The organism is Nocardia wallacei, from assembly GCF_029868745.1.
Taxonomy (GTDB): Bacteria; Actinomycetota; Actinomycetes; order Mycobacteriales; family Mycobacteriaceae; genus Nocardia; species Nocardia wallacei_B.
In genome coordinates, this window is the sequence record NZ_JARWOP010000209.1 from 1 (window position 1) to 21,134 (window position 21,134).

Consider the following 21,134-nt stretch of genomic DNA (forward strand, 5'->3'; position numbering starts at 1 on the left):
CCCCCGCCCGCCCCCACCCCCCCGTGGGTGTGGCCCCACCCCCCCTCCCCCCGCCCGGTGCCGGGCGGGGGCGGGCGTCCGCGGGCGGGGCCCCCCCCCGCGCGGGGGGCCGCGCGCGCGGCCGCGCTGCGCGCCGAACACCAGCAGGTAGCGGCCGAACAAGACGATGCCCCACCGCTTTTCGCCGCGCGCACCGATACCCGTGACGGCCGCGCGGGCGCACCGCTGTGGCGCCTGGTGCGCTTCGCCGACGAGGTCGGTCCCGAGCAGGCCGCCGCTGTCGAGGCCGCGCTGCAGGGCGCGAACCTGCTGGACGGCTGGGTGAGCGCCGAGGCCGAACTGCCGCCGCACGAATCGGATCAGTTCCTGGTGCCGCTGCCCCCGCAGGCCCGCCCCGAGGGTCGCACCCTCGCGGATGTGCTTGCGGTAGAAGAGGATTCCGGCCTCGCCGTGCCTCGTCAGATCGTCGCGGACGTGCTGGCCTCGATCGCGTTCGGCGACACCGCGTCCGACCCGGCCACGCGAACGGCGATCGGGGCCGACGGCCGGTTCCGCCAAGGCGTGCAGGTGGGTCGCCACACCAAGGCGCACGCCGAATTCATCGGCGCCACCGCCCGCGCCCGGCGGCGCGCACTGCGGCTGGCCGAACTCACCGCCGCGGCCGAGGCCGCCGAGCAGGCCGAGGCCGCCGCCCGCGCCGAGGAGGAGGCCGCCACCGCGGAACTCGCGCGAATCTCCGCCGCCGCCAAGGCCCTTCCCCGTACGCACGGCGTCACCACGGCGCTGCGGGCGGTCTCCGAGGCCGCGGGCATGCTGCGCTCCCGCTCGGAGACCGCAGCACAGGCCGAACGCGATCTCGATCAGGCGGTGGCGGAGTTCGGCGCCGCGGACAAGAAGGCGCGTTCGGTCGCCGCCACCCATCGAACGCCGCGCGACCCGGCCGAACTCGACGCCCTCGCCGCCGCGATCCGGCACTTCGAGAACACCGGCACCGCCCTGCTGCGGCTGCGTGGCGACCATCAGCGCGAGCACGAACGCGCCCGCGAGGCCGATGACCGCCTCGCCGAATCACGCGACCTGGCCGAGGCATTCGCCGAGGAGGCCGAGGCCGCCCGCACCGGCTACGAGGAACAGCTGCGGAAGCTCGAAACGCTGCGCGAGGCGCTGGGCGCCGGCGCCGCCGACATCGATCGCGAACTCGAGCAGGCCCGCGAACGCATCGATGCCGCGCGCGCGGAGCAGAAGGCGGCGCGCAAGGCCGCCGCCGACGCGATCGAGGGCGTGGGCACCGCCGAGGGCGCCTACCGGGCGGCCCACGATGCGCTCGGCACTGCCCTCACCGAGCTGCTCGCCGACGTGAAACAGCTTGCGCCGTATGCCCGTCCGGACCTGCTGAGCCTGCTCGGGGCGCCCGAGAACAGCCGCTGGCCCAGCAGTGACGCCGCCTGGTCCACCCCGGAGCAGTTGCTGTACCGCATCGAGACGACCGGTCCCGGGGGTCAGGAACCGCGGGTGCTACCCGAGGAGGTGCACGAGCTGTTCGAGAACCTCTCCGCCGCCACCGCCGCGGTGCGCGCGGGCGAGGCGGCCCGTAAGTCGACGCGCAGCGCGGTCACCGCCGCCCTCCAGGAATTCGACGCCGCGCTGGCCGCCGCCCGCCAGGACTACCGGCTGCAATGGGACGCCGCCGACGGCCTCACCGTGGTCCAGGTGCACGACGATCAGGGCGCCGCCGCGCTCGCCGACTTCGCCGATCGCATCGCCCGCGCGCGGTCGGATCAGGAACTACTGCTGACCGACGCCGAGCGCCGCATCCTGGAGGACGCCCTGCTGACCGGCCTGGCCCAGCAGATCCACGAACGCACCAGCGACGCACGCGATCTCATCACCCGGATGGGTACCGAGATGAAGCAGCGCCGGATGTCGTCGGGCAACACCATCGGCGTGCACTGGGTGCTCGCCGACAACCTGTCCGAATCCGCCCGCGCGGTATGCAAACTGCTCGACCGCGACGCCTCCGACCTCGCCCCCGAGGATCTGGCGACGATCCGCGCGCATTTCGCCGCCGAGATCCGCGCCGCCCGCGCCGCGCACCCGGAGCGCTCGTATCCCGAAATCCTCGCCACCACACTGGATTACCGCACCTGGCGGGTGTTCTCGTTCACGCTGATCACCGCCGACGGGACCGAGGACCGGCTCACGGTGGCCCGGCACAGCGCCCTGTCCGGTGGCGAGCAGTCGGTGTCGCTGCACCTTCCCCTGTTCGCCGCGGCGCACGTCATGCTGGATTCCGCCGACCCGCAGGCCCCGCGCCTGCTGGCGCTGGACGAGGCGTTCGCCGGTGTCGACGACAACGGCCGCAGCGAATTGCTGGGCCTGTCGGTCGATTTCGACCTCGATCTGTTCATGACCGGCTACGACCTGTGGATCACCTACGACCACGTACCCGCCTGCGCGCACTACGACCTGGCGCATTCGGCGGCCGAGAACACCGTCAGCGCGACACTGCTGGTGTGGGACTCGAAGGACCTGCTGGCCGAACACGACGGCTCCGATCTCACCGCGGCCCTGGGCTCGCCGAACCGCCGCCGCACCCCGCACACCGTCGAGGGCGGCATCACCTTCGACGAGGCGCTGGCGCCGAGTTCCTGACCGCGCTCACACCGCGATGCCCAGCGCTCCCGCCACCGCGCGGGTGAGGTGGTCGGTCACCTCGGCCGGGGACCAGCGCCGGTGTTCGGTGAGGTCGTAGACGACGCGCTCGTCGAAGATGGTGATCCACAGCAGGACCGCGTAGGTGAGGTCGTACTCGGTGGTCTGGCCCGCGCGCGCCAGCGCGTCCAGCACGCCCGTGAGGTGGTCGTGCAGGGCGGTGATGGATTCGTCGCCGTCGGCGAGTCGTTCGACGAAACCCTTGCTGCTGCGCACATAACGCACCGCCGGGCCCCACTGCATGGCCTGCTCCACCCAGGTCTGACAGCAGCGATGGAACCGCTGCACCGGCTCCAGGCCGGGATCGACCGCGTCGAGCGCCGCGATGAGCTGTTCGATGGCCCGCCGATGAAATGCCTGCATGGCGTCCTGCGGCGTCGGAAAGTGCCGATACGCGGTGGCCACCCCGACGCCGGCCGCCGCGGCCAGTTCGGGCATCGAGAAGCCGACCCGGCCGGACTGCAGCAGGCTGCGGACCGCGTCGATGAGCAGCAGCCGGCTGCGCTGGGCGTCGCTGCGAGTGTTCACGGGCACCTCACCATCCTGCACAGACCGTCGCCGCCCGGGGCCTGAGGGGCCGAAAATCGCCGTGGAACAGGGCAACTCGGTTCGAGTAGAGAACTTCTTCTCAATTGTCTATTCTTCAAACGAGAAGATCTCCTCAACTAGGGGGTGTGATGCGGTCTGTGGCTCCGGGTGCGCTGTTCGTGCTGATCATGGCGCAACCCAACCTGGCGACCGGGATGATGCCGTACTACCGGCACGCCTGGGCGCTGGCGCCACTGCTCATCACCGTGATCTTCGCGGCGTACCTGTTCGCGTTGACGCCGACGCTGTCGATGCTCGGGACGCCGCCGGGCCGCGCGGGCTGGTGGTGGCGGATCGGCGCGGGCACGGTTTGCGGCATCGGCGCGGATCTCGCGATGGCCGTGGCGCATTCGGCATGGCCCGCATGCCTGGCGCGGATCGGCGCGGGCCTGTCGGTCGGGCTGACCACCGGCTCCCTGGCGGGACTGATCCTGGAGCGGCGCGGCGAAGGGGGCCGCACCGCCATGGCGAGCGCGACAGTGTTCGGGTCGGCGCTCGGCACGATCGCGGCCGCGTCTGTGGCACAGTATTTTCCGGCGCCCGGCGTGACGGTCTACCTGCTGCACGCGGTCCTGCTTACGTTGGTCGCGGTAGCCGTGCTGGCCGATCGCGACCTCTCGGTGCGCGCGGTCGCCGCCGGTGCCGCCGTCCCGATCGGTGGCGTGGAGTCGCCTCTCGCCGGTTACCTCAGCGGCATTGCGGCGTGGGTGTCGGCCGGGCTCGTAGTCGCGCTGCTGCCCAGCTACGGCGCCGAGTTGCTCGGCACGTCCGATCTGGCGCTGCTCGCGTTGCCGGTCACGGTGTATCTGATCAGTGCCTGGATCGCGCAGCGCGTGCTGGCTCCGGGCGCGCTGCCCGCCGAGCCGGTCGGTGCGCAGGTGATCATCATCGCCGGTGTCGCGATCGCCGCCGTCGTGTCGTGGGTGCCGAATCTCGCCCTGCTGCTGTGCGGCGGGGTGGTGGCCGGGTTCGGTCAAGGCATCGCCTATCGCAGCGGGCTCCGGATCGTCAGTGCCGCAACGCCGCCCGACGGCCACGCGCGGGCCGCGACCCGGTACGCGACGGTCGCCTATCTGTGTGCCGCGGTGGCGACGGTCGGCTTCGGCGGCATCGCGACGGCCGGAGGGATGCGGGATGCCGTGGTGGCCGCGGTGGCCGTGCTGGTCGCGATCGCCGCCGCCACCGCGCTCGTCCGCCGGCGTGTAACGGCGCGGGCCGCGGACTCCCCGTTTCCTCGCGAAACGTCCTCGATCGCATAGGTATTCGGGTGTAATACCGCGCTCGACCATTCGACCTACCCTCGACCATATCCGCCGACTGACAACCGAATTCATCTGCCCCTCGTCATTCCGGTGCGCTTTTTGCCGGAATCCATTGATACCCGCCAAAAGCATGCCGGGATGACGAGGGCATAAATGCATATAGCGAGAGAGGGCGCGGGACTACTCCCGCGCACCATTGGCGTGCGCGTAATACCCAGCGCCACAAGGCAATTCATCCGATAGCTTGAAACTAACCCGTTACATGAGTTCACCCGGACACAAAATCCGGTTGTTTCACTTGATGTGCACGACTCGAAATACATTCCCAGCGAATGGATTCCCATCATGGCAGCACCACCTCACGCCGTTTCCGCGCTGCGCCGGACCGCCGTATTCCGCCTGCGCAGTGCCGATACTCCGGTGGCCGCCGACGGCACTCTGGTCCGCAGCCTCGGGCGCGTCGATCTGATCGCGATGGGCGTGGGCGCCATCGTCGGCGCCGGTATTTTCGTCACCACCGGCGTCGCGGCCGCGACCAAGGCGGGTCCCGCGATCATGCTGTCGTTCGTGCTGGCAGGAGCGATCTGCGTGCTGGTGGCGCTGTGCTACAGCGAATTGGCCGCCATGACACCGGCTTCCGGCAGCGCCTATACCTACACCTACGCCACCATGGGTGAGGTGCCCGCATTCCTCGTGGGCTGGAATCTACTCCTGGAATACGCCGTCGCCGCCGCGGCCGTGGCAATCGGCTGGTCCGGATTGTTCACCGCGACAATGGATTCGTTGTTCGGCGTGACGCTGCCGGACGCGATCACGGCCGGACCGGGTAGCGGCGGAATCATCGATCTGCCCGCCGTACTCGTCGTCGCGGCACTGGTCGCCGTGCTGGTATTCGAGGTAAAGGTGGCCGCCGCAGTCGTCAAGACTCTCGTGGTGGTCACGATCGGCGTGCTGATACTCGTCGTCGCGGTGGGCGCACCACATCTCGACGCCGAGAATTGGACGCCATTTACACCGTTCGGCGTCCATGGCGTCGCCGCCGGTGCGGCGCTGGCATTCTTCGCCTATCTCGGTTTCGATATCGTCGCGACGTCCGCGGAGGAAACTCGCGATCCGCGCCGGGATCTGCCGTGGGGAATCATCGGGTCGGTCGTGGCGGCGACGGTGCTCTACGTGGCGGTCAGTGCCGTATTGACCGGCGTCGCACCGTATTCCACGCTGAACAACGCCGCGCCGGTGGCGACCGCGCTGGCCGCGATCGGCGCGGGCTGGATCGGCAAGGTCATTCTGGTGGCCTCGGTGGTCGCGCTCACCAAGGGCCTGCTCATGCTGTTCTATGGCCAGACCCGGCTGGTGTTCGCGATGAGCCGGGACGGACTGATGCCGAAGGCGCTGTGCCACACCGGTATCCGGCACGTGCCCGTGCGGCTGAGTCTGGCGCTCGGAGCGGTGGTCGCGGTGGTGGCGGGCCTGCTGCCGATCGACACCGTGGCCGAGCTGGTGAACATCGGCGCGCTGTTCGCGTTCGTCATCGTGGCGCTCGGAGTCATGCTGCTGCGCCGCACCGACCCGGGCCGCCCGCGGCCGTTCCGAGTGCCGCTCATGCCGCTGGTCCCGATCGCCGCCATCGCGGGCTGTGTCTGGCTCGCCACCACCTTCCAGGCGCTGACCTGGCTGCGCTTCCTGATCTGGTCCGCGGCCGGCGCCACGCTCTACCTCACCTACGGTCGCCGCCATTCGGTCGCCGGCCGCGACATCGCCGTCACCGGAGGCACCGCATGACCACTCGACTGGACAGCTTCTACCCCACCCGGGTCGATTTCGGCACCCACGAGGAGATCCACCGCGCCGCCGCGGCGGCCCTGCCCGCCGACGTGTGGGACTTCGTGGAGGGCGGCGCGGGCCGGGAGATCACGCTGCGCGCCAATCGAGAGGCGTTCGACCGCTGGCGGATTCTGCCGCGGCCGATGAGCGGCGTCGGCGCTCCTTCGACGCGCACCGACCTGCTCGGCCTGCCGCTGGCGACGCCCATCCTCACCGCGCCGTTCGGCGGCGACGCCCTGTTCCACCCCGACGGACATCTGGCGGTCGCCCGGGCCGCCCAACAGCACGGAGCGCTGTCGATCGTGCCGGAGGCCGGCAGTTTCTCCTACGAGCAGGTGCGGGCGGGGGCGGCCCCCCCCCCCCCCCCCCCCCCCCCACACACCACCACCCACCGCCCCGGACCGGGCGCGGCCGCGGGGGGCGGTCCTGTGCGCCTCCGGCGTCTTCTTTGATTCCCCTCCCCGGCCCGCCTCCCCCCCCCCCCCCCCCCCCCCCCCCCCCCCCCGCAACTGCACCCCTTCGCGCATGCCGAGGCGGTGGCCGAGCGGGTGCGGCGCGCCGGGTTCGAGGCGCTGTGCGTCACCGTCGACTGTCCGGTCGGCGGCTTCCGCACTCGCAACATGGGCAACCGTTTCGACCCCGAACTGCGGTATTTCGCGGGCAATCTCACCGGCGAGAACGGCGCACCGGGCGTCGCCGAGGTGTTCGGGCAGCTGCTCCGGCACGGCGGCACCGTGTGGAACTGGGACCAGCTCGCCGACGCGGCGGCCGGTTTCGGGCTGCCGTGGATCGCGAAGGGCGTGCTGACCCCCGACGCTGCCGAACGCGCCGCCGCGCTCGGGGCCGCGGCCGTCGTGGTATCCAACCACGGTGGGCGCCAGGTCGATCCGGCCCCCGCGAGCCTCACCATGCTGCCGGGCGTGCGCGCGGCGGTCGGCCCGGCGCTGCCCATCCTTTTCGACAGCGGCGTCCGTACCGGAAGCGATATCTTCCTCGCCCTGGCGCTGGGCGCCGACGCGGTCGTCATCGGCCGCTCGGCGATCTACGGGCTGGCCGCGGCCGGCGCGTCCGGCGTGGGCCGGGTACTGGAGCTGCTCACCGAGGAGCTGCGCACGCTGATGATCCTGGCGGGCGCCCGGACCCTCACCGACATCGACCGGCACCGGATCGTGCGGGCCGAGCTGTGAGCACGGCACCGGGCGCACGGCCGGGGACCGCCCCGTTTCCCCTGGCGCGCAACGGTTCCGGGCTGATGTTCAGCTCCGGCCTGGCGGCCGTCGATCCCGCCACCATGACCGTCTCGGCGACCTCGTTCGACGACCAGGCCGCCGAGGTCTTCCGGCAGCTCGACACCGCACTGGCAGCCGCGTGCAGCACCCGCGAGCAGGTGCTGCGGATCGACTGCTACCTGTCCGATCGGCGGTGGTTCCCGGCGTGGAACACCGCCTTCTCCGAGTATTTCGCCACGGCCGCACCGGCGCGGACCACCCTCGTCACCACCCTGCCCATCGACGGGCTGCTCATCGAAATCCAGGCGATCGCCGTCGCCACGCACCAGGAAGATCGATCATGACCGCAGTGACACCGCTCGTAGCCCCGCACTCCGCCGCCGGTGACTTCACCATCCGCGATGTCATCGAGGGCCAGACCGCCGGACAGCTCATCGTCGCCGCCGACGACTGGGGCTGGTGGACAACGCTTCTCGCCGGCGAGACCATCGTGCCCGCCACCGGAATCCAGCAGACCGTCGCCGACGGGCTGATCCGCGCCGGCTTCCTGCACCGGCGCGGGCGCCGCTACCAGCTCACCCACACCGGCCACGACGTCGGCAAGAACCGCGGCTTCGTCCGGGTCGCCGTGCGGGGCTGGGAGCCCACCTTCCGGCAGCTGTCGGGCAGCATGCACCGCGGCCACATCCCCGCGGCCACCGCCCCCGGTGAGGTGGCTCGCGGCTGTTCCGACATCGGCCGCCGGCGGCCGGAGATCTTCGAAACCATCGGCCGATCTCTCGACGCCGACCGACCGGGCTGCACCGTCGACCTCGGGTGCGCCGACGCGGGCCGGGTCAAGGCGCTCGCGGGCCTGGCGCCGCGGGAACGGTTCCTCGGCGTCGACATCGAGGCCGGTGTGATCGCCTCGGCGCGTGCGGAACTCACCGAGCTGGGGATCGCCGACCGGGTCACGCTGCTGGCCGGTTCGGTGCAGCCCGGATCGCGGCCGCCGGCCTGGCTCGACGCCGTCGACCGGAAGTCGGTCACCACCGCCATGTCGTTCTTCCTGCTGCATCAGCTCGCGAGCGACGGCGCCGGGATCGCCGCGGTGCTGCGCGGCTGGATGGACTGGTTCCCCAATGTGCGCCGGTTGGTCATCGGCGACGGATACCTGCTGGAGGCGCCGCACTGGACGCAACAGCCCTGGTTCTCCCCGACCTACGAGATCTACCACGCGATCACGGGCGTGCGGCTGTGGACGCGACAGGAGTACGAGGACGCCTTCGCCGCCCTGGGGTGGTCGGTGACCCGGCGCATGGAAGACCACACGATGCTGGTGACCACGATCCTGGAGCGCGGGTGACGACGTTCCACGGTCAGGCCGGGCGGAGGGCGCGGCCGATCAGGGTTCGCAGGGCGCGCAGTTCCCGTTCCAGTTCGGGGGATTCGCGGATGTCGAAATCGGTTCCCAGGGTGAGTAATCGGGTGGCGAGCCAGCGGGGGTCGTCGTCGCGGTCGGTGCGCAGGCGGCAGGTGTGCTCCCCGGTGGGTTCGAGGGTGTCGGTCGTCTCGCCGAGGCGGCCCGTGATCCGATGTGCCGGAGCGTGAATCGTGATGTCCACGTGGTAACGCGGTGTACCCCAGTCGGTTCGGTCACCTGCCAGGTAGGCCGCGGCATCGGCGGCGGGCAGGGTTCGGGGGGTGCGGCGGGCGCCGGTCGGTTGCACGTGTTCGACGCGGTCCACGCGGAAGCTGCGCCAGTCGTCGCGGTCGAGGTCGTAGATCACCGCGTACCAACGCCTACCCCGCACCGCCAAGCCCGCGGGCTCGCCGTGACGGCGACTCTCGGTCCCGGCGCCGTCGCGGTAGGTGAAACGGACCCGTTCCTTGTTCGTCACGGCGGCGGCGAGCGCGCTGAGCACCTCGGGATCGGCGTTCGGACCGTCGCCGGGGGCGGCCGCGGTCGCGGTGCTCACCACGCGGACCCGGCGGCGCAGGCGCGCGGGCAGCACCTGCTCCAGCTTCGCCAGCGCCCGCACCGACGCCTCCTCGATACCGGCCACCGCCTGACCCGCCGCCGCGCGCAGCCCGACCGCGACCGCCACGGCCTCCTCGTCGTCGAGCAGCAGCGGCGGCATCGCCGCACCCGCCACCAACCGGTAGCCCCCCGCCACGCCCAGCGTCGCCTCGATCGGATACCCCAGCTCCCGCAACCGCTCGATATCGCGGCGCACCGTGCGGTCGGTCACCCGAAGCCGCTCGGCCAGTTCGCTACCGGGCCAGTCGCGCGGGGTCTGCAACAGCGACAGCAGCCGGAGCAACCGCGCGGGAGTATCGGTCATACGGTGCATCCTGCCGCACAACCAGGACGAGAGCTGTCCTAGATGTGGCAGTACCCAGACGATCGGGCCGTGCGTCGGCGTGGGCGGCAACAGTCTTGGGCCGCAGCAGCGTTCGGCCGACGAGGTTCCGTGCGGTCAGGGGGTGGGCGGGTGAGTCGACTCGGCGGGTATCACCATGGTCGGGGTCGGTCCGCCCGCCTCGGCGGGGCCCGCCTGGGCGTAGCCGAGCCAGCCGGTGCCGACGAAGACGGCGACCAGCAGCGCGGTGGGGAGGTCCAGTAACAGCCAGCCGGGCGTGTAGGCGGGGGCCGTGTGCCGGGGGCGCTCGGCGAGATCCTCGCGCCGCTGGATCGGTACCGACCAATAGTCCGCGCCGTGCACCCGACCTGTCACCGAACCTCCATCGTTTCGATCGTCCGGGTCCTCCGGCCGTTTGCCGGAAACCCGCCAGCACACCAGGATTGCCGATCCTGGCGTTCGCCACACCGGTAATGCACAGGACAATCGGCGTGTCTTTCGAGAACTCTCGTTCAACTGGACAGTTGCCACACTGGGCGCGACTCGCGCCGGGAACCGCCGAACCGGCGAGTCAGCGCTCGCTGGCGTCGGGAATGGCGGGCGGGCACGCACCGCCCGGCACGGTCGCCAACTCGAAGTGCCAGTACTCGTTGGCATAAGTGCGGCAGAGTCCCCAGCGGTTGCCGTTGGCCTCGAGCCAGCGGGCGCCTTCTTCGGGTCCGACATCGACGGCCCGACCCTGGACGTGGGTGGATTCCTCGGGCGGCAGCACCCAGCGCCGCGCCGCGTCCGGGCTGCCGTAGGTCGCCAGACCGTCCTGCCACAACTCCTGCTGCTGCTCGGGCGTGCGATAGCCGGACGTGATCGACAGCGGCACCCCCTCGGCGTGCGCCTGCTGCTCGGCGAGGGTGTACGCGGCGGCCAGGGCCGGATCGAGACCCGCTGTGCCCTCGGCGGATTCGACGGACACGGGCGCGGCCTGCCCGGCGGGCGCTACCCAGCCAACAATCCCGACCCCGATCACCAACACCGACCCCACAACTCCGCGCAGCATGCGAAAGATCCTATCCAGGCGAAATCGCTACCCATCAGCAAACCAGACGATTCGGCCATTTCATGCCCATCACCTGGGTATCGATACGAATCTGCGTGTCCGCAGCCGGAATCGCGACCGACCGGCTACCTTTACAGGCGGTCGGTGGTCTGTCGGCCCGACGGTGAGGAGGGTGTCATGGCACTTCCGATGACGGCGCACGTGCTGGTGTCGCTGGCGGCCGGGCTCGGCGCGACCGCGCTCGTGGCGCTCACGACCCGCGCACCGACGAGAACCGATTCCGGCGCCCGCGACAACTACCCGACGGCGGTGCGCACCCGCACGACGTGAGCGGCGCTCAGACCCGTTCCTTGGACCGCGTGCGCACCCGCAGCGCGATCGGTTTCTGCGTCTCGGCGAAGAAGTCGTTGCCCTTGTCGTCGACCACGATGAACGCCGGGAAATCCTCGACCTCGATCTTCCACACGGCTTCCATGCCGAGTTCGGGGTATTCGAGGACCTCGACATTCTTGATGCAGTCCAGCGCCAGCCGGGCCGCCGGGCCGCCGATCGAGCCGAGGTAGAACCCGCCGTGCTCCTTGCACGCCCTGGTCACCTGGGCCGAGCGATTGCCCTTGGCCAGCATGACGAACGAGCCGCCCGCCGCCTGGAACTGGTCGACGTAGGAATCCATCCGCCCGGCCGTCGTCGGCCCGAACGAACCGGACGCGTAACCGTCGGGCGTCTTGGCCGGACCGGCGTAATAGACGGCCATCTCGCGCAGGTACTCCGGCATCGGCTCGCCCGCGTCCAGGCGCTCCTTGATCTTGGCGTGCGCGATGTCGCGGGCCACCACCAGCGGCCCGGTCAGCGACAGCCGGGTCTTCACCGGGTACTTCGACAGCTCCGCGCGGATCTCGGACATCGGGCGGTTCAGGTCGACCTGCACCACATCGCCGCCGAGGATGGCCTCGGTCTGCTCCGGAAGGTATTGCGCCGGTTCGCGTTCCAGCTGTTCGAGGAACACGCCCTCGGGGGTGATCTTGGCCAGCGCCTGCCGGTCGGCCGAGCAGGACACCGCGATCGCCACCGGACAGCTGGCGCCGTGCCGCGGCAATCGGACCACCCGCACGTCGTGGCAGAAGTACTTGCCGCCGAACTGCGCGCCGATACCGAAGGACTGGGTCAGCTTGAAGACCTCTTCCTCCAGCGCCAGATCCCGGAAGCCGTGCGCGGCCATCGATCCCTCGGTCGGCAGGTTGTCGAGGTAGTGCGCCGAGGCGTATTTCGCGGTCTTGAGCGCGAATTCCGCACTGGTGCCGCCGATCACGACCGCCAGGTGATAGGGCGGGCAGGCCGCGGTGCCGAGCGAGCGGATCTTCTCGTCCAGGAACTCCAGCATCCGCTCGGGGTTCAGAATGGCCTTGGTCTCCTGGTACAGGAACGACTTGTTCGCCGAGCCCCCGCCCTTGGCCATGAACAGGAACTTGTACGCCGGATGCGCGGGATCGCCCGCCGCCGAATACAATTCGACCTGCGCGGGCAGGTTCGAGCCGGTGTTCTTCTCGTCCCACATGGTCAGCGGCGCCAGCTGTGAGTACCGCAGATTCAGCTTCGTGTACGCGTCGTACACGCCGCGGCTGATCCATTCCGCGTCGTCGGCGCCGGTGAGCACGCCCTCGGACTTCTTGCCCATCACGATCGCCGTGCCGGTGTCCTGGCACATCGGCAGGATGCCGCCGGCGGAGATGTTGACGTTCTTCAACAGATCCAGCGCCACGAAGCGGTCGTTGCCGGAGGACTCCGGATCGTCGATGATCCGGCGCAGCTGCGCCAGGTGCGCCGGGCGCAGGTAATGGCTGATGTCGTGCATGGCCTCGGCGGTGAGCATGCGCAGCACATCGGGATCGACCTGCAGGAAGGTCCGCCCGCCCGCCTCGAACGTATGCACACCCTCCGTGGTCAGCAGCCGGTACGGCGTCTCGTCGGCACCGGTCGGCAGCAGATCCGAATACAGGAAGTCAGGCGCGGACACGTTTCGCACACTCCTCGACGAGGGGCTGCGGCGCAGGGCGCACGGGCAGCCGGGTGAATCCAAGCGCTTCGACTCTAGCCAGCACCCGATGACGGCCCGATCTCAGGCAAGCCTAATCTTCATCAGCAGTCACAAAGGTTGCACCTTCAACAGTCGGGGTGTACCTGTCGTCAGGAGTGGTGGCCGAGGCAGCGGAGGCAATAGCATGACGTATCAGGGACCTGGAGAGGAATCGTGACCGAACCCCGGTGGCTCGACGATCTCGAGAAGCGCGCGTGGCTCGGTTTCGTGTTCACGCGCGATCTCATCGCCGCGGCGGTCGGGCGCGATTCGCTGCGCGCCTCGAATCTCACCTACGTCGAGTACACGGTGCTGGCCCGGCTGGCCGACGCCCCCGACCACCGGCGCAGCTTCGCCGAACTCGCCGCCGTGCTGGAGTGGTCACAGAGCCGACTGTCGCATCAGATCACCCGGATGGAGAAGCGCGGCCTGGTGGCCCGCGAGTCCATCCCCGACGACGCCCGCCGCACCGCGGCCGTGCTGACCGGCAAGGGCGCCGAGGTGCTCGATACCGCCGCTCCCGCACATGTCGCCAGCGTGCGCAGGAACATGATCGACGTGCTCGACCGTGACCAGCTCACCGCCCTCGCGGACATCTACGACACCCTGCTGGCCCATCACCGAAGACCCGGTGAGGCCCCGCACGCCGCCGCCCCTGCCCCGCCGGAGGGCCGAAACGTCCCCTGACGGGGATGTTTGTTTTGTGTCCCAGCGGGTATCGGGTAAGACTAGGCTCGTAGTGGCATGCTGGATTGCAGCCGTGCGAGCCACCTGACGAGTAGCCACCTACCCTTCGAAAGGGGCAGGAGTTTCCAATGTCCGACGTGTCCATCGGTCTGTCGCCGGATACCCGGCCGACCGGCCAGGTCGACAACCTCCTCCCGGAGTTGGTCGAACACCTGCGTCAGAACCGCACAGAGCTCCGCGAGGAATGGGCGCGCCGCATTACGGATGCCCAGCTGCTGACCGCCATGACGCCGGAGGAGATCTTCTCCGAGGCGACCTCGGTCTACGACAACTACGTCGAGGTGTTGGAAACCGGTAGCGTCGAGGCGCTGCAGGCTTACGCCCGCGACCTGTCCGAGCGCATCATTCCCCGTGGCGTCGAGACCGACGAGGTCATCGGCATCGTGCTCCTGCTGCGAGATGTGCTGGCGCGCAGCCTGTTCGAGAAGTACCAATCCAATTTCGACCTGCTCAAACGCGTGCTCGACGCGTACGAGCCGGCCGCCAACCGCATCGCCAACACGGTGGCCGTGTCCTTCGTGCAGGAGCGCGAGCGCGTCATCCGGCAGCAGCAGGAGGCTATCCGCGAGCTATCCACGCCGGTCCTGCAGGTGCGCGAACAACTGCTCATTCTGCCGATCATCGGCGTGCTGGACAGCCAGCGAGCGCGGCAGCTCACCGAGCAGCTGCTGCGGGCCATTCGCGCCAACCGCGCGAAGCTGGTCGTCATCGACATCACCGGTGTGCCCTCGATCGACTCCACGGTCGCCAATCACCTGGTGCAGACGGTCGACGCCTCGGGCCTGATGGGCGCCAGCGTGATCATCACCGGCCTGTCCTCGGAGATCGCCCTGGTCCTGGTGACCATAGGCCTCGATCTCTCGAAGATAAAGGCGGTCGGCGACCTGCAGGGCGGCATCGAGGAGGCGGAGCGGCTGCTCGGCTACGAAGTCTCCCGTGTGACCGATCGACACGGACGCTGACGCGGGGCGCCCCCATGCCGGTACCCATTCTGAAACAGGGCACCTACCTCATCGCGTCCGTGCAGTCGGCACTGACCGATGCCGATACCGAGCGGCTGCAGGACGACTTGATGAAGTACGTCAGCAAATACCGCGCGAAAGGCATCATCGTCGACGTCACCGCGATCGATGTGATGGATTCCTTCGCCGCCCGCTCGTTGCGCACCATCGTGCACATGACCAAACTGCGCGGCGCCCAGACGGTGATCGTCGGCCTGCAGCCGGAGGTCGCGTTCGCCATGGTGCAACTGGGCCTCACGTTCGAAGACATGCATACCGCGCTCGACCTCGAGGAAGGGCTGGCCTGGCTCAACAGAAAGTTCGCCACCTTCCAGCGAGATGGTTCGTGACCGTGACCGCTGACAACGTGGTGATCGCGGTCAAGATGTCCAACGACATCGTGACCGCACGTCAGGCCGGGCGTGAGCTGGCTGCCAAGCTGGGCTTCACACTGACCGACATCACCATGATCTCCACGGCCATCTCGGAGGTGGCCCGCAATATCACCAGCTATGCGGGCACCGGTGAGATCCGCGTGACCGTGGAAGAGCGGGAGGGCCGCCGCGCGCTCGTCGTGCAGGCCCAGGACCAGGGGCCCGGCATTCCCGATATCGCCCGCGCCCTGGAGGACGGCTATTCCACCGGGCGGGGTCTGGGTCTCGGCCTGCCGGGCGCCAAGCGGCTGATGGACCGGCTGCTGGTGGAGTCCGCGCCCGGGCAGGGGACGCTGGTGGAGATGTGGAAGTGGGTACCCACCGGTGTATGAGGACGGCTACATCGGCGCGGTCGAGTGGGCGGTCGCGGGTCGTGCCCTACCCGGGCAGAAGGTGTCGGGGGATCGATCGGTCGTGCTGGACGCCGGGGGCGGCGCGGTGCTGTTCGCGGTGCTCGACGGGCTGGGCCACGGCGCCGCGGCCGGCGAGGCCGCCGACCGGGCCGGGCAGGTGCTGTCGGAGAATCGTGCCGAACCGCTCGACGTGCTGATGGTGCTGTGCCATCGCGCCATGGCCGACACCCGCGGGGCCGCGGTGTCGCTGGCGCTGTTCAGTTCCGAAGACCGGCTGCACTGGCTCGGCGTCGGCAATGTGGAGTCGCGGGTGGTGACCGCCGGGCCCGGGAAACCCGCCCTGCGCGCGACTGCCCTGCTGACCGGCGGCATCGTCGGCTATCTACTGCCCCCCAACCTGCAGACCCAGACCGTCGCGGTGCGCCCCGGCGATCTGCTGCTGATGTCCACCGACGGCATCGTCGACGACTTCGTCGACGCCATCGATCTGGCCAAATCCACCGCCGACATCACCGCCGACATCCTCGGCCGCCACGCCAAGAACACGGACGACGCGCTGGTGCTGGCGGCCCGGCACCGCGGGCACACGGACCCGGCGCCGTGAGCGCCGTACTCGCGGCATTTCGGGACGCCTACGCGAATGCCCTTCGGCTGCACCTGGATTCGCCCACCCAGAACACCCTCGCCGAGGGGTACGAGCTGGGCCGCCGCGCCCTGGTCGAGGGCGTGAGCATCCTCGACCTCACCGAACATCACTTCCGGCTGCTCGACCGCGCCGGTCTGGTCGACACCGCCAAGGGCACCGAGACGGGCACTCGCGCCGAGGCCGCACTGGAATTCCTGCTGCAGACCCTCGCCGCGCTGGACGTGGCGACCCGCGGCTTCCTCGACATCAACCGCAGCTACGAATTGCAGCGCCTGCGCACCGAGGATCTGGAGGGGCGCGACGCGTTCCGCACGGCGCTGGTCGAATCGCTGCAGGACGGCTTCTTCGTCGCCGATTCGCGCGGCACCCTGACCGAGGTCAATTCCGCCTTCGGCGCCATCACCGGCTACGGACCCGACGGCGCGCCCTATCCGCTGCCGCACCCGTGGGCGGCCGACGACGGCGGGAAGTATCCGGATCTGGGCACCGAGGCCGCCCGGTTCGTGATGCCGGTGTGCCACCGCGACGGCCGGCGACTGTGGCTGGCGGTGAGCACCTCGTCGCTGGTGAAACCGGAGGACGACGAGCGCATCTTCGTCGGCACGGTCCGCGATGTCACCGCCGAGCACGACGCGCAGGCCCGCGATCAAGCGGTGTCGCGACTGGCCACCGCCGTGGCGGGCGGCACCAGCGTCGTCGAGGTGCTGACCGTCGGGCTCGAGGAACTGCGGCGCGCGATCGGCGCCGAGACGGCGGTGGTCTCGGTGTGGCCGAACCGCCAGACCGGACCCGAACTGTATGTGTCCGGCCCGGTGGCGAGCACCGGCGATGCCGAGCCGGAAGGCAGCGAAAAATCCGCCGCCGCAACCGAATCCGAGGCGGCGGTCTCCCGCCAGGTGCTCGACGCCCGGGCCCGGGCGCTGCTGGACCGCGCCCGGATGCGTCCGGGCCGGACGATGTTCGCGATCCCGGAGGGCGCCTCCACCTCGGAGGGCATCGTGGCCCCGCTGGGCGAGACCGGCGATGCCGCGCTGTGGTTGCGCTTCGCCGCGCCGCGGGCCATCAGCTCCGGTGACTGGGCCCTGTTCTCGCTGCTGGTCGGGCATCTCAGCCTGGCCGTGCAGCGCGCCCGGAACTTCGACCAGGCCCGCTCCACCTCGCTCACGCTGCAGCGCGCGATGCTCGGCCCGATCGAGCTGCCGCCGCGATTCTCGGTGCACTACGAACCGGCGCTGCCGCCGCTGGAGATCGGCGGCGACTGGTACGACGTGGTGCCGCTGCGCAACGGCACCATCGGCCTCGTCGTCGGCGACTGCGTCGGGCGTGGGCTGTCGGCCGCGGTGGTGATGGGCCAATTGCGCACGGCCGCACGGGCTCTGCTGCTGCGCGGCGCGGGCCCGGCACAGCTGCTCGGCGAACTCGACACCGTCGCCGCCAGCATCCCCGGCGCGATGTGCACGACGGTGTGCGCGGCCATCCTCGATCCCGAGCGTGGCCTGATCCGCTATTCCAGCGCCGGGCACATGCCGCCGGTGCTGGCCGATCCGGGCGGCAAGGGCCGACTACTCGAGGGCGGGCGCGCGGTGCCGCTGGCCACGTTCGATCCGCCCCAGCGGCCGGAGGCCACCACGCCGCTCGCCCCCGGATCGACCCTCGTGCTGTTCACCGACGGGCTCGTCGAACAGCGCGGCGTCGACATCAATATGCGTTTCGACGAACTCGCCGACGAATTGTCCGGCGCCGCGGACGACCCGCCCCGCGAGGTCGCCGACGCGGTGCTGTCGCGACTGCGCCCGGCCGGCGGTTACGACGACGACGTCGCCATGGTGGTCTACCGGCAGCCGCCGCGGCCGCTGCGGGTGGACGTGCCGGCCGAGGCGGGGCGGCTGGCCGCCGTGCGCCGCGAACTGGCGGCGTGGCTGAGCGCGGCCGCGGTCCCGCAGGAACTGGCCGCCGATCTCGTCGCCGCCGCCAACGAGGCGTGCAGCAACAGCATCGAGCATGCCTATCTGGGCGGTGCGCCGGGCCGCATGGTGCTCACCGCCGACTGCGCGATCAATCAGGTCACCATAGAGGTCACCGATACCGGCGTCTGGCGGCCGCTGCCGGAGGATCCGGGCCCGCGCGGGCGCGGCATCGCCATGATGCGCGCGCTGACCGACGAACTCGTCATCGACAACACCGGGGCGGGTACCTCGGTGCGGATGGTCGTGACGCTACCCGCGGTCACCTTCTCGGCCGCCAGCCGGATCTGATGCGCGAAGGTGACACGGGGCGCATTCCCGCCAGCGACCGTTCCGCAACGTCCGGAACACCCGTACACCTGCGGTTTTCCCGGCGGGCAAAACTACGAAACACCGGCCAATACGACAACGATGCAGCGCGGAGAGCGGGTTCATGGCAGATTGTCTTGATGTGACCAACACTTCCGGAGACGCGTATCCCCTCGCCGACGCGATGACCACCTCGGTCTCGGTGCACGACGAAGCGACCGTCCTCACGGTGGCCGGTGAGGTCGACCTGGCGACCGCACCCGCACTGGAGAACGCGATCGAGGCGGCGCTGAGCGGCAGCCCGGCGGCCTTGATCATCGACCTGCTGCAGGTGACGTTCCTGGCCTCCGCCGGCATGGCGGCGCTCGTCGGCGCGCACCAGCGAGCCGGGCAAGCGACCCGCATCGCGGTGGTCGCCGACGGTCCCGCCACGGGACGCCAGCTCAAGATGACCAACCTGGACCAGGTCTTCGCAATGCATCCGACCCTGGACCAAGCCCTGGCCGGGCTGCGCGAAGGCTGACGCCCCGCACCGCCCGGCCCGCGGCGGCTCAGACCAGTTCGCGCAGCTGCTCGATCAGCTTGACCCGCTCGGCGGGGGTGCCCGCCAGCGGGACCACGTTCAGCACCGTGACACCCGCCTCGCGGAAGGCCGCGACGCGTTCCTTGACGAATCCGGCGGGACCGATCAGGGAGATGTCGCGGACCAGTTCGTCGGGCACCGTCGCGGCCGCCGCGTCCTTCTCACCGGCCAGGTACAGCTCCTGGATGCGGTCGGCCTCGGCGCCGTAGCCGTACTTGGTGGCGAGGGCGTGGTAGAAGTTCTTGCCCTTGGCGCCCATGCCGCCGATGTACAGCGCCAGGTGCGGCTTGACGAACTCGCGCAGGCCCTCGACATTGTCGCCGATGGCCAGGGCCGGGCCAGCGTACACGTCCAGCTCGCCCAGCGCCGGGTCGCGCTTGGCCTTCCCGGCCGCCAGCGCGTCGCCCCAGACGTCGTGCGCCTTCTCCGGCAGGAAGAAGATCGGCTGCCAGCCCTCGGCGATCTCGGCCGCGAGTTCCACGTTCTTCGGGCCGAGCGCGGCCAGCAGCACCGGAATCCGTTCCCGCACAGGGTGATTGATCAGCTTGAGCGGCTTGCCGAGTCCGGTGCCCCGATCGGCGGGCAGCGGGATCGTGTAGTACTTGCCCTCGAATTCCAGGCGCTCGCGCCGCCACACCCGGCGGCAGATCTCCACGACCTCGCGGGTGCGGCCGATCGGCGCGTCGTAGGGCACGCCGTGGAAGCCCTCGATCACCTGCGGGCCGGACGCGCCCAGGCCGAGGATGTAGCGGCCGTCGGACACGTAGTCCAGTCCGGCGGCGGTCATGGCGGTCAGCGTGGGGGTGCGGGTGTAGAGCTGCAGGATGCCGGACGCCAGCTGCACGCGGTCGGTCTTGGCGGCGAGGTAGCCCAGCCCGCTGACGGCGTCGTAGGAGTACGCCTCGGGCACGAAGGCGATGTCGAGACCCGCCCGCTCCAGATCGGCGACCTCCGCCGCCACCTCTTTGAAGCCGCCCGCATAGTTGATGCCCAGTCCGATACGCATGGATCCGAACCTACCCAGTCTCCCCGCACCGCTCGCGGGCCGCCCGTCATGGCGGCGGACGCGCCCCCGCACCGGGCTCGCGTCGGCCGGACCCGCCGCGCCCGGTACGGTGGTCGGCGAACCGCATGCCGATCTTCGAAACGGGAGGCCCCGCAGCATGTCTCAGGACACCACGTCGTCGCCGCAGTCCACGACGTTCGGGGAGGCGGCGATCGGGCGGTATCTCGAGGATCTGGCGGCGAAGATCCCCGCGCCCGGCGGCGGCGCGGTGGCCGCCCTGCACGCCGCGCAAGGGGCCGCCCTGGTGGCCATGGTCGCGCGCTACACCACCCGAGCCAAGGACGCAGACAACCGTCCCGTCGTCGACCGCATCATCGCCGCCGCCGACGCGGCCCGCGACCGCGCACTGACCCTGGCCGAGGCCGACGCAGCCGCCTTCACCGCAGTCGGCGCAGCCTACAAACTGCCCAAATCGACCGACACCGAGACCGCCGCCCGCACCGAGGCGATCACAGCCGCACTGCTACAGGCCGCCCGAGTACCCGCCGCCGTAGTCACCGAAGCAGACGAAATCCTCTCCCTCGCAACCGATCTACTCCCCATCGGCAACCCCAACGTGGTGACCGACATAGGCGCCGCCGCCGCAGCAGCCCGAGCCGCCGCCACCACCTCCCAACTGAACATCGCCATCAACGTGGCTTCCCTCCAAGAAAACCACGGCGCCGAGTTCGCCCCCGCCCTACGCACCATCGAAGAACTAATCGCCCGAGCCGACGCCCTACACGCCGACGTCATCGCCGCCATAACCCGCTGACGGCTGACCGCCGACCACTGACGGCTGATCGCTTACGGCCGACCGCCGACCGCCGACCGCCGACCAGGGGTACTAACCCCTCCCTCCCCACGCAACAACAACGGTTTTCGGCGCGTGACGGGGTTTTTGGGGGGGGGGGGCGGGGCGCGGCGGGCGCGCCGCCGCCCCCCCCCGCCACCCCGCACGGCGGGC

22 protein-coding genes are annotated in these 21,134 nt (G+C 70.3%); 16 read left to right on the forward strand and 6 right to left on the reverse strand.

The genetic code is table 11. The features are described from left to right. Positions 1 to 2,652, forward strand: a 2,652-nt coding sequence (locus tag QH470_RS17650) for an SbcC/MukB-like Walker B domain-containing protein (RefSeq protein ID WP_280273473.1), incomplete at its 5' end; no start/stop codon positions are given. A 6-nt stretch (positions 2,653 to 2,658) separates the two neighbouring features. Here QH470_RS17650 and QH470_RS17655 read toward each other — a convergent pair. Continuing rightward, positions 2,659 to 3,240 carry a TetR/AcrR family transcriptional regulator gene (locus tag QH470_RS17655; protein WP_280273474.1) on the reverse strand — a complete coding sequence of 194 codons (582 nt, stop codon included), beginning with the start codon at positions 3,238 to 3,240 and terminating at the stop codon, positions 2,659 to 2,661. A 149-nt stretch (positions 3,241 to 3,389) separates the two neighbouring features. Between QH470_RS17655 and QH470_RS17660 the strand changes: the two genes are divergently transcribed. From QH470_RS17660 to QH470_RS17685, 6 genes are all read left to right on the forward strand, one after another. After that, positions 3,390 to 4,559, forward strand: a complete 1,170-nt coding sequence (locus QH470_RS17660) for a hypothetical protein (RefSeq protein WP_280273475.1) — start codon at positions 3,390 to 3,392, stop codon at positions 4,557 to 4,559. 348 nt (positions 4,560 to 4,907) lie between these two features. Further along, the gene (locus tag QH470_RS17665) at positions 4,908 to 6,344 is read left to right on the forward strand and encodes an amino acid permease (RefSeq protein WP_280273476.1); all 1,437 of its coding nucleotides are present in this window, start codon (positions 4,908 to 4,910) and stop codon (positions 6,342 to 6,344) included. Next, positions 6,341 to 6,838, forward strand: coding sequence for an alpha-hydroxy-acid oxidizing protein (locus QH470_RS17670; RefSeq protein ID WP_280273477.1), 498 nt, complete (start codon positions 6,341 to 6,343; stop codon positions 6,836 to 6,838). The genes QH470_RS17665 and QH470_RS17670 overlap by 4 nt, the downstream gene beginning before the upstream one ends. Positions 6,839 to 6,922: 84 nt before the next feature. Next, a complete protein-coding gene (locus QH470_RS17675; RefSeq protein ID WP_280273478.1) occupies positions 6,923 to 7,573 on the forward strand; it encodes an alpha-hydroxy acid oxidase in 651 nt (216 codons plus the stop codon). Beyond that, positions 7,570 to 7,959: a RidA family protein gene (locus tag QH470_RS17680; RefSeq protein ID WP_280273479.1), complete on the forward strand. Its 390-nt coding sequence runs from the start codon at positions 7,570 to 7,572 to the stop codon at positions 7,957 to 7,959. The genes QH470_RS17675 and QH470_RS17680 overlap by 4 nt, the downstream gene beginning before the upstream one ends. After that, the gene (locus tag QH470_RS17685; RefSeq protein WP_280273480.1) at positions 7,956 to 8,960 is read left to right on the forward strand and encodes a class I SAM-dependent methyltransferase; all 1,005 of its coding nucleotides are present in this window, start codon (positions 7,956 to 7,958) and stop codon (positions 8,958 to 8,960) included. Before QH470_RS17680 ends, QH470_RS17685 begins: the two co-directional genes overlap by 4 nt. 13 nt (positions 8,961 to 8,973) lie before the next feature. Here the strand turns inward: QH470_RS17685 and QH470_RS17690 are convergent, their stop codons facing one another. The 3 genes from QH470_RS17690 to QH470_RS17700 form a co-directional block, all read right to left on the reverse strand. Next, complete coding sequence (locus tag QH470_RS17690) at positions 8,974 to 9,939, reverse strand: helix-turn-helix transcriptional regulator (RefSeq protein WP_280273481.1); 966 nt, start codon at positions 9,937 to 9,939, stop codon at positions 8,974 to 8,976. Positions 9,940 to 10,074: 135 nt separating this feature from the next. Further along, complete coding sequence (locus tag QH470_RS17695; protein ID WP_280273482.1) at positions 10,075 to 10,332, reverse strand: hypothetical protein; 258 nt, start codon at positions 10,330 to 10,332, stop codon at positions 10,075 to 10,077. Between the two features lie 196 nt (positions 10,333 to 10,528). After that, complete coding sequence (locus QH470_RS17700) at positions 10,529 to 11,011, reverse strand: M15 family metallopeptidase (protein WP_280273483.1); 483 nt, start codon at positions 11,009 to 11,011, stop codon at positions 10,529 to 10,531. A 177-nt stretch (positions 11,012 to 11,188) separates the two neighbouring features. Between QH470_RS17700 and QH470_RS17705 the strand changes: the two genes are divergently transcribed. Next, positions 11,189 to 11,341 carry a hypothetical protein gene (locus QH470_RS17705; protein ID WP_280273484.1) on the forward strand — a complete coding sequence of 51 codons (153 nt, stop codon included), beginning with the start codon at positions 11,189 to 11,191 and terminating at the stop codon, positions 11,339 to 11,341. Between the two features lie 7 nt (positions 11,342 to 11,348). Here the strand turns inward: QH470_RS17705 and QH470_RS17710 are convergent, their stop codons facing one another. Then, a complete protein-coding gene (locus QH470_RS17710; RefSeq protein ID WP_280273485.1) occupies positions 11,349 to 13,025 on the reverse strand; it encodes a fumarate hydratase in 1,677 nt (558 codons plus the stop codon). A 234-nt stretch (positions 13,026 to 13,259) separates the two neighbouring features. Between QH470_RS17710 and QH470_RS17715 the strand changes: the two genes are divergently transcribed. From QH470_RS17715 to QH470_RS17745, 7 genes are all read left to right on the forward strand, one after another. After that, a complete protein-coding gene (locus QH470_RS17715) occupies positions 13,260 to 13,772 on the forward strand; it encodes a MarR family winged helix-turn-helix transcriptional regulator (RefSeq protein ID WP_280273486.1) in 513 nt (170 codons plus the stop codon). Positions 13,773 to 13,900: 128 nt separating this feature from the next. Beyond that, positions 13,901 to 14,794 carry an STAS domain-containing protein gene (locus QH470_RS17720; RefSeq protein WP_280273487.1) on the forward strand — a complete coding sequence of 298 codons (894 nt, stop codon included), beginning with the start codon at positions 13,901 to 13,903 and terminating at the stop codon, positions 14,792 to 14,794. Between the two features lie 14 nt (positions 14,795 to 14,808). Then, positions 14,809 to 15,183, forward strand: coding sequence for an STAS domain-containing protein (locus tag QH470_RS17725; protein WP_187688501.1), 375 nt, complete (start codon positions 14,809 to 14,811; stop codon positions 15,181 to 15,183). A gap of 35 nt (positions 15,184 to 15,218) precedes the next feature. Beyond that, positions 15,219 to 15,599 (forward strand): ATP-binding protein, encoded by a 381-nt coding sequence (locus QH470_RS17730; protein ID WP_280273491.1) that lies wholly within the window; start codon positions 15,219 to 15,221, stop codon positions 15,597 to 15,599. After that, on the forward strand, positions 15,592 to 16,224 hold the full coding sequence (locus tag QH470_RS17735) for a SpoIIE family protein phosphatase (RefSeq protein ID WP_280273488.1): 633 nt from the start codon (positions 15,592 to 15,594) through the stop codon (positions 16,222 to 16,224). Before QH470_RS17730 ends, QH470_RS17735 begins: the two co-directional genes overlap by 8 nt. After that, the gene (locus QH470_RS17740) at positions 16,221 to 18,521 is read left to right on the forward strand and encodes a SpoIIE family protein phosphatase (RefSeq protein WP_280273489.1); all 2,301 of its coding nucleotides are present in this window, start codon (positions 16,221 to 16,223) and stop codon (positions 18,519 to 18,521) included. Before QH470_RS17735 ends, QH470_RS17740 begins: the two co-directional genes overlap by 4 nt. Before the next feature lie 202 nt (positions 18,522 to 18,723). Then, entirely contained in the window at positions 18,724 to 19,062 is a 339-nt protein-coding gene (locus QH470_RS17745; RefSeq protein ID WP_280273492.1) for an STAS domain-containing protein, read from the forward strand. 28 nt (positions 19,063 to 19,090) lie between these two features. Here the strand turns inward: QH470_RS17745 and QH470_RS17750 are convergent, their stop codons facing one another. After that, entirely contained in the window at positions 19,091 to 20,128 is a 1,038-nt protein-coding gene (locus tag QH470_RS17750) for an LLM class F420-dependent oxidoreductase (RefSeq protein ID WP_342213889.1), read from the reverse strand. 157 nt (positions 20,129 to 20,285) lie between these two features. Here QH470_RS17750 and QH470_RS17755 point away from each other — a divergent pair, with 157 nt between their 5' ends. Further along, complete coding sequence (locus tag QH470_RS17755) at positions 20,286 to 20,942, forward strand: cyclodeaminase/cyclohydrolase family protein (RefSeq protein WP_280273490.1); 657 nt, start codon at positions 20,286 to 20,288, stop codon at positions 20,940 to 20,942. Positions 20,943 to 21,134: the final 192 nt, after the last annotated feature.

Coding starts and splice junctions, on each gene's coding strand:
- QH470_RS17660 (WP_280273475.1), top strand. CDS start 3,390: ATGCGGTCTGTGGCTCCGGGTGCGCTGTTCGTGCTGATCATGGCGCAA.
- QH470_RS17665 (WP_280273476.1), top strand. CDS start 4,908: ATGGCAGCACCACCTCACGCCGTTTCCGCGCTGCGCCGGACCGCCGTA.
- QH470_RS17670 (WP_280273477.1), top strand. CDS start 6,341: ATGACCACTCGACTGGACAGCTTCTACCCCACCCGGGTCGATTTCGGC.
- QH470_RS17685 (WP_280273480.1), top strand. CDS start 7,956: ATGACCGCAGTGACACCGCTCGTAGCCCCGCACTCCGCCGCCGGTGAC.
- QH470_RS17690 (WP_280273481.1), bottom strand. CDS start 9,939: ATGACCGATACTCCCGCGCGGTTGCTCCGGCTGCTGTCGCTGTTGCAG.
- QH470_RS17700 (WP_280273483.1), bottom strand. CDS start 11,011: ATGCTGCGCGGAGTTGTGGGGTCGGTGTTGGTGATCGGGGTCGGGATT.
- QH470_RS17705 (WP_280273484.1), top strand. CDS start 11,189: ATGGCACTTCCGATGACGGCGCACGTGCTGGTGTCGCTGGCGGCCGGG.
- QH470_RS17720 (WP_280273487.1), top strand. CDS start 13,901: ATGTCCGACGTGTCCATCGGTCTGTCGCCGGATACCCGGCCGACCGGC.
- QH470_RS17725 (WP_187688501.1), top strand. CDS start 14,809: ATGCCGGTACCCATTCTGAAACAGGGCACCTACCTCATCGCGTCCGTG.
- QH470_RS17730 (WP_280273491.1), top strand. CDS start 15,219: ATGTCCAACGACATCGTGACCGCACGTCAGGCCGGGCGTGAGCTGGCT.
- QH470_RS17745 (WP_280273492.1), top strand. CDS start 18,724: ATGACCACCTCGGTCTCGGTGCACGACGAAGCGACCGTCCTCACGGTG.
- QH470_RS17750 (WP_342213889.1), bottom strand. CDS start 20,128: ATGCGTATCGGACTGGGCATCAACTATGCGGGCGGCTTCAAAGAGGTG.
- QH470_RS17755 (WP_280273490.1), top strand. CDS start 20,286: ATGTCTCAGGACACCACGTCGTCGCCGCAGTCCACGACGTTCGGGGAG.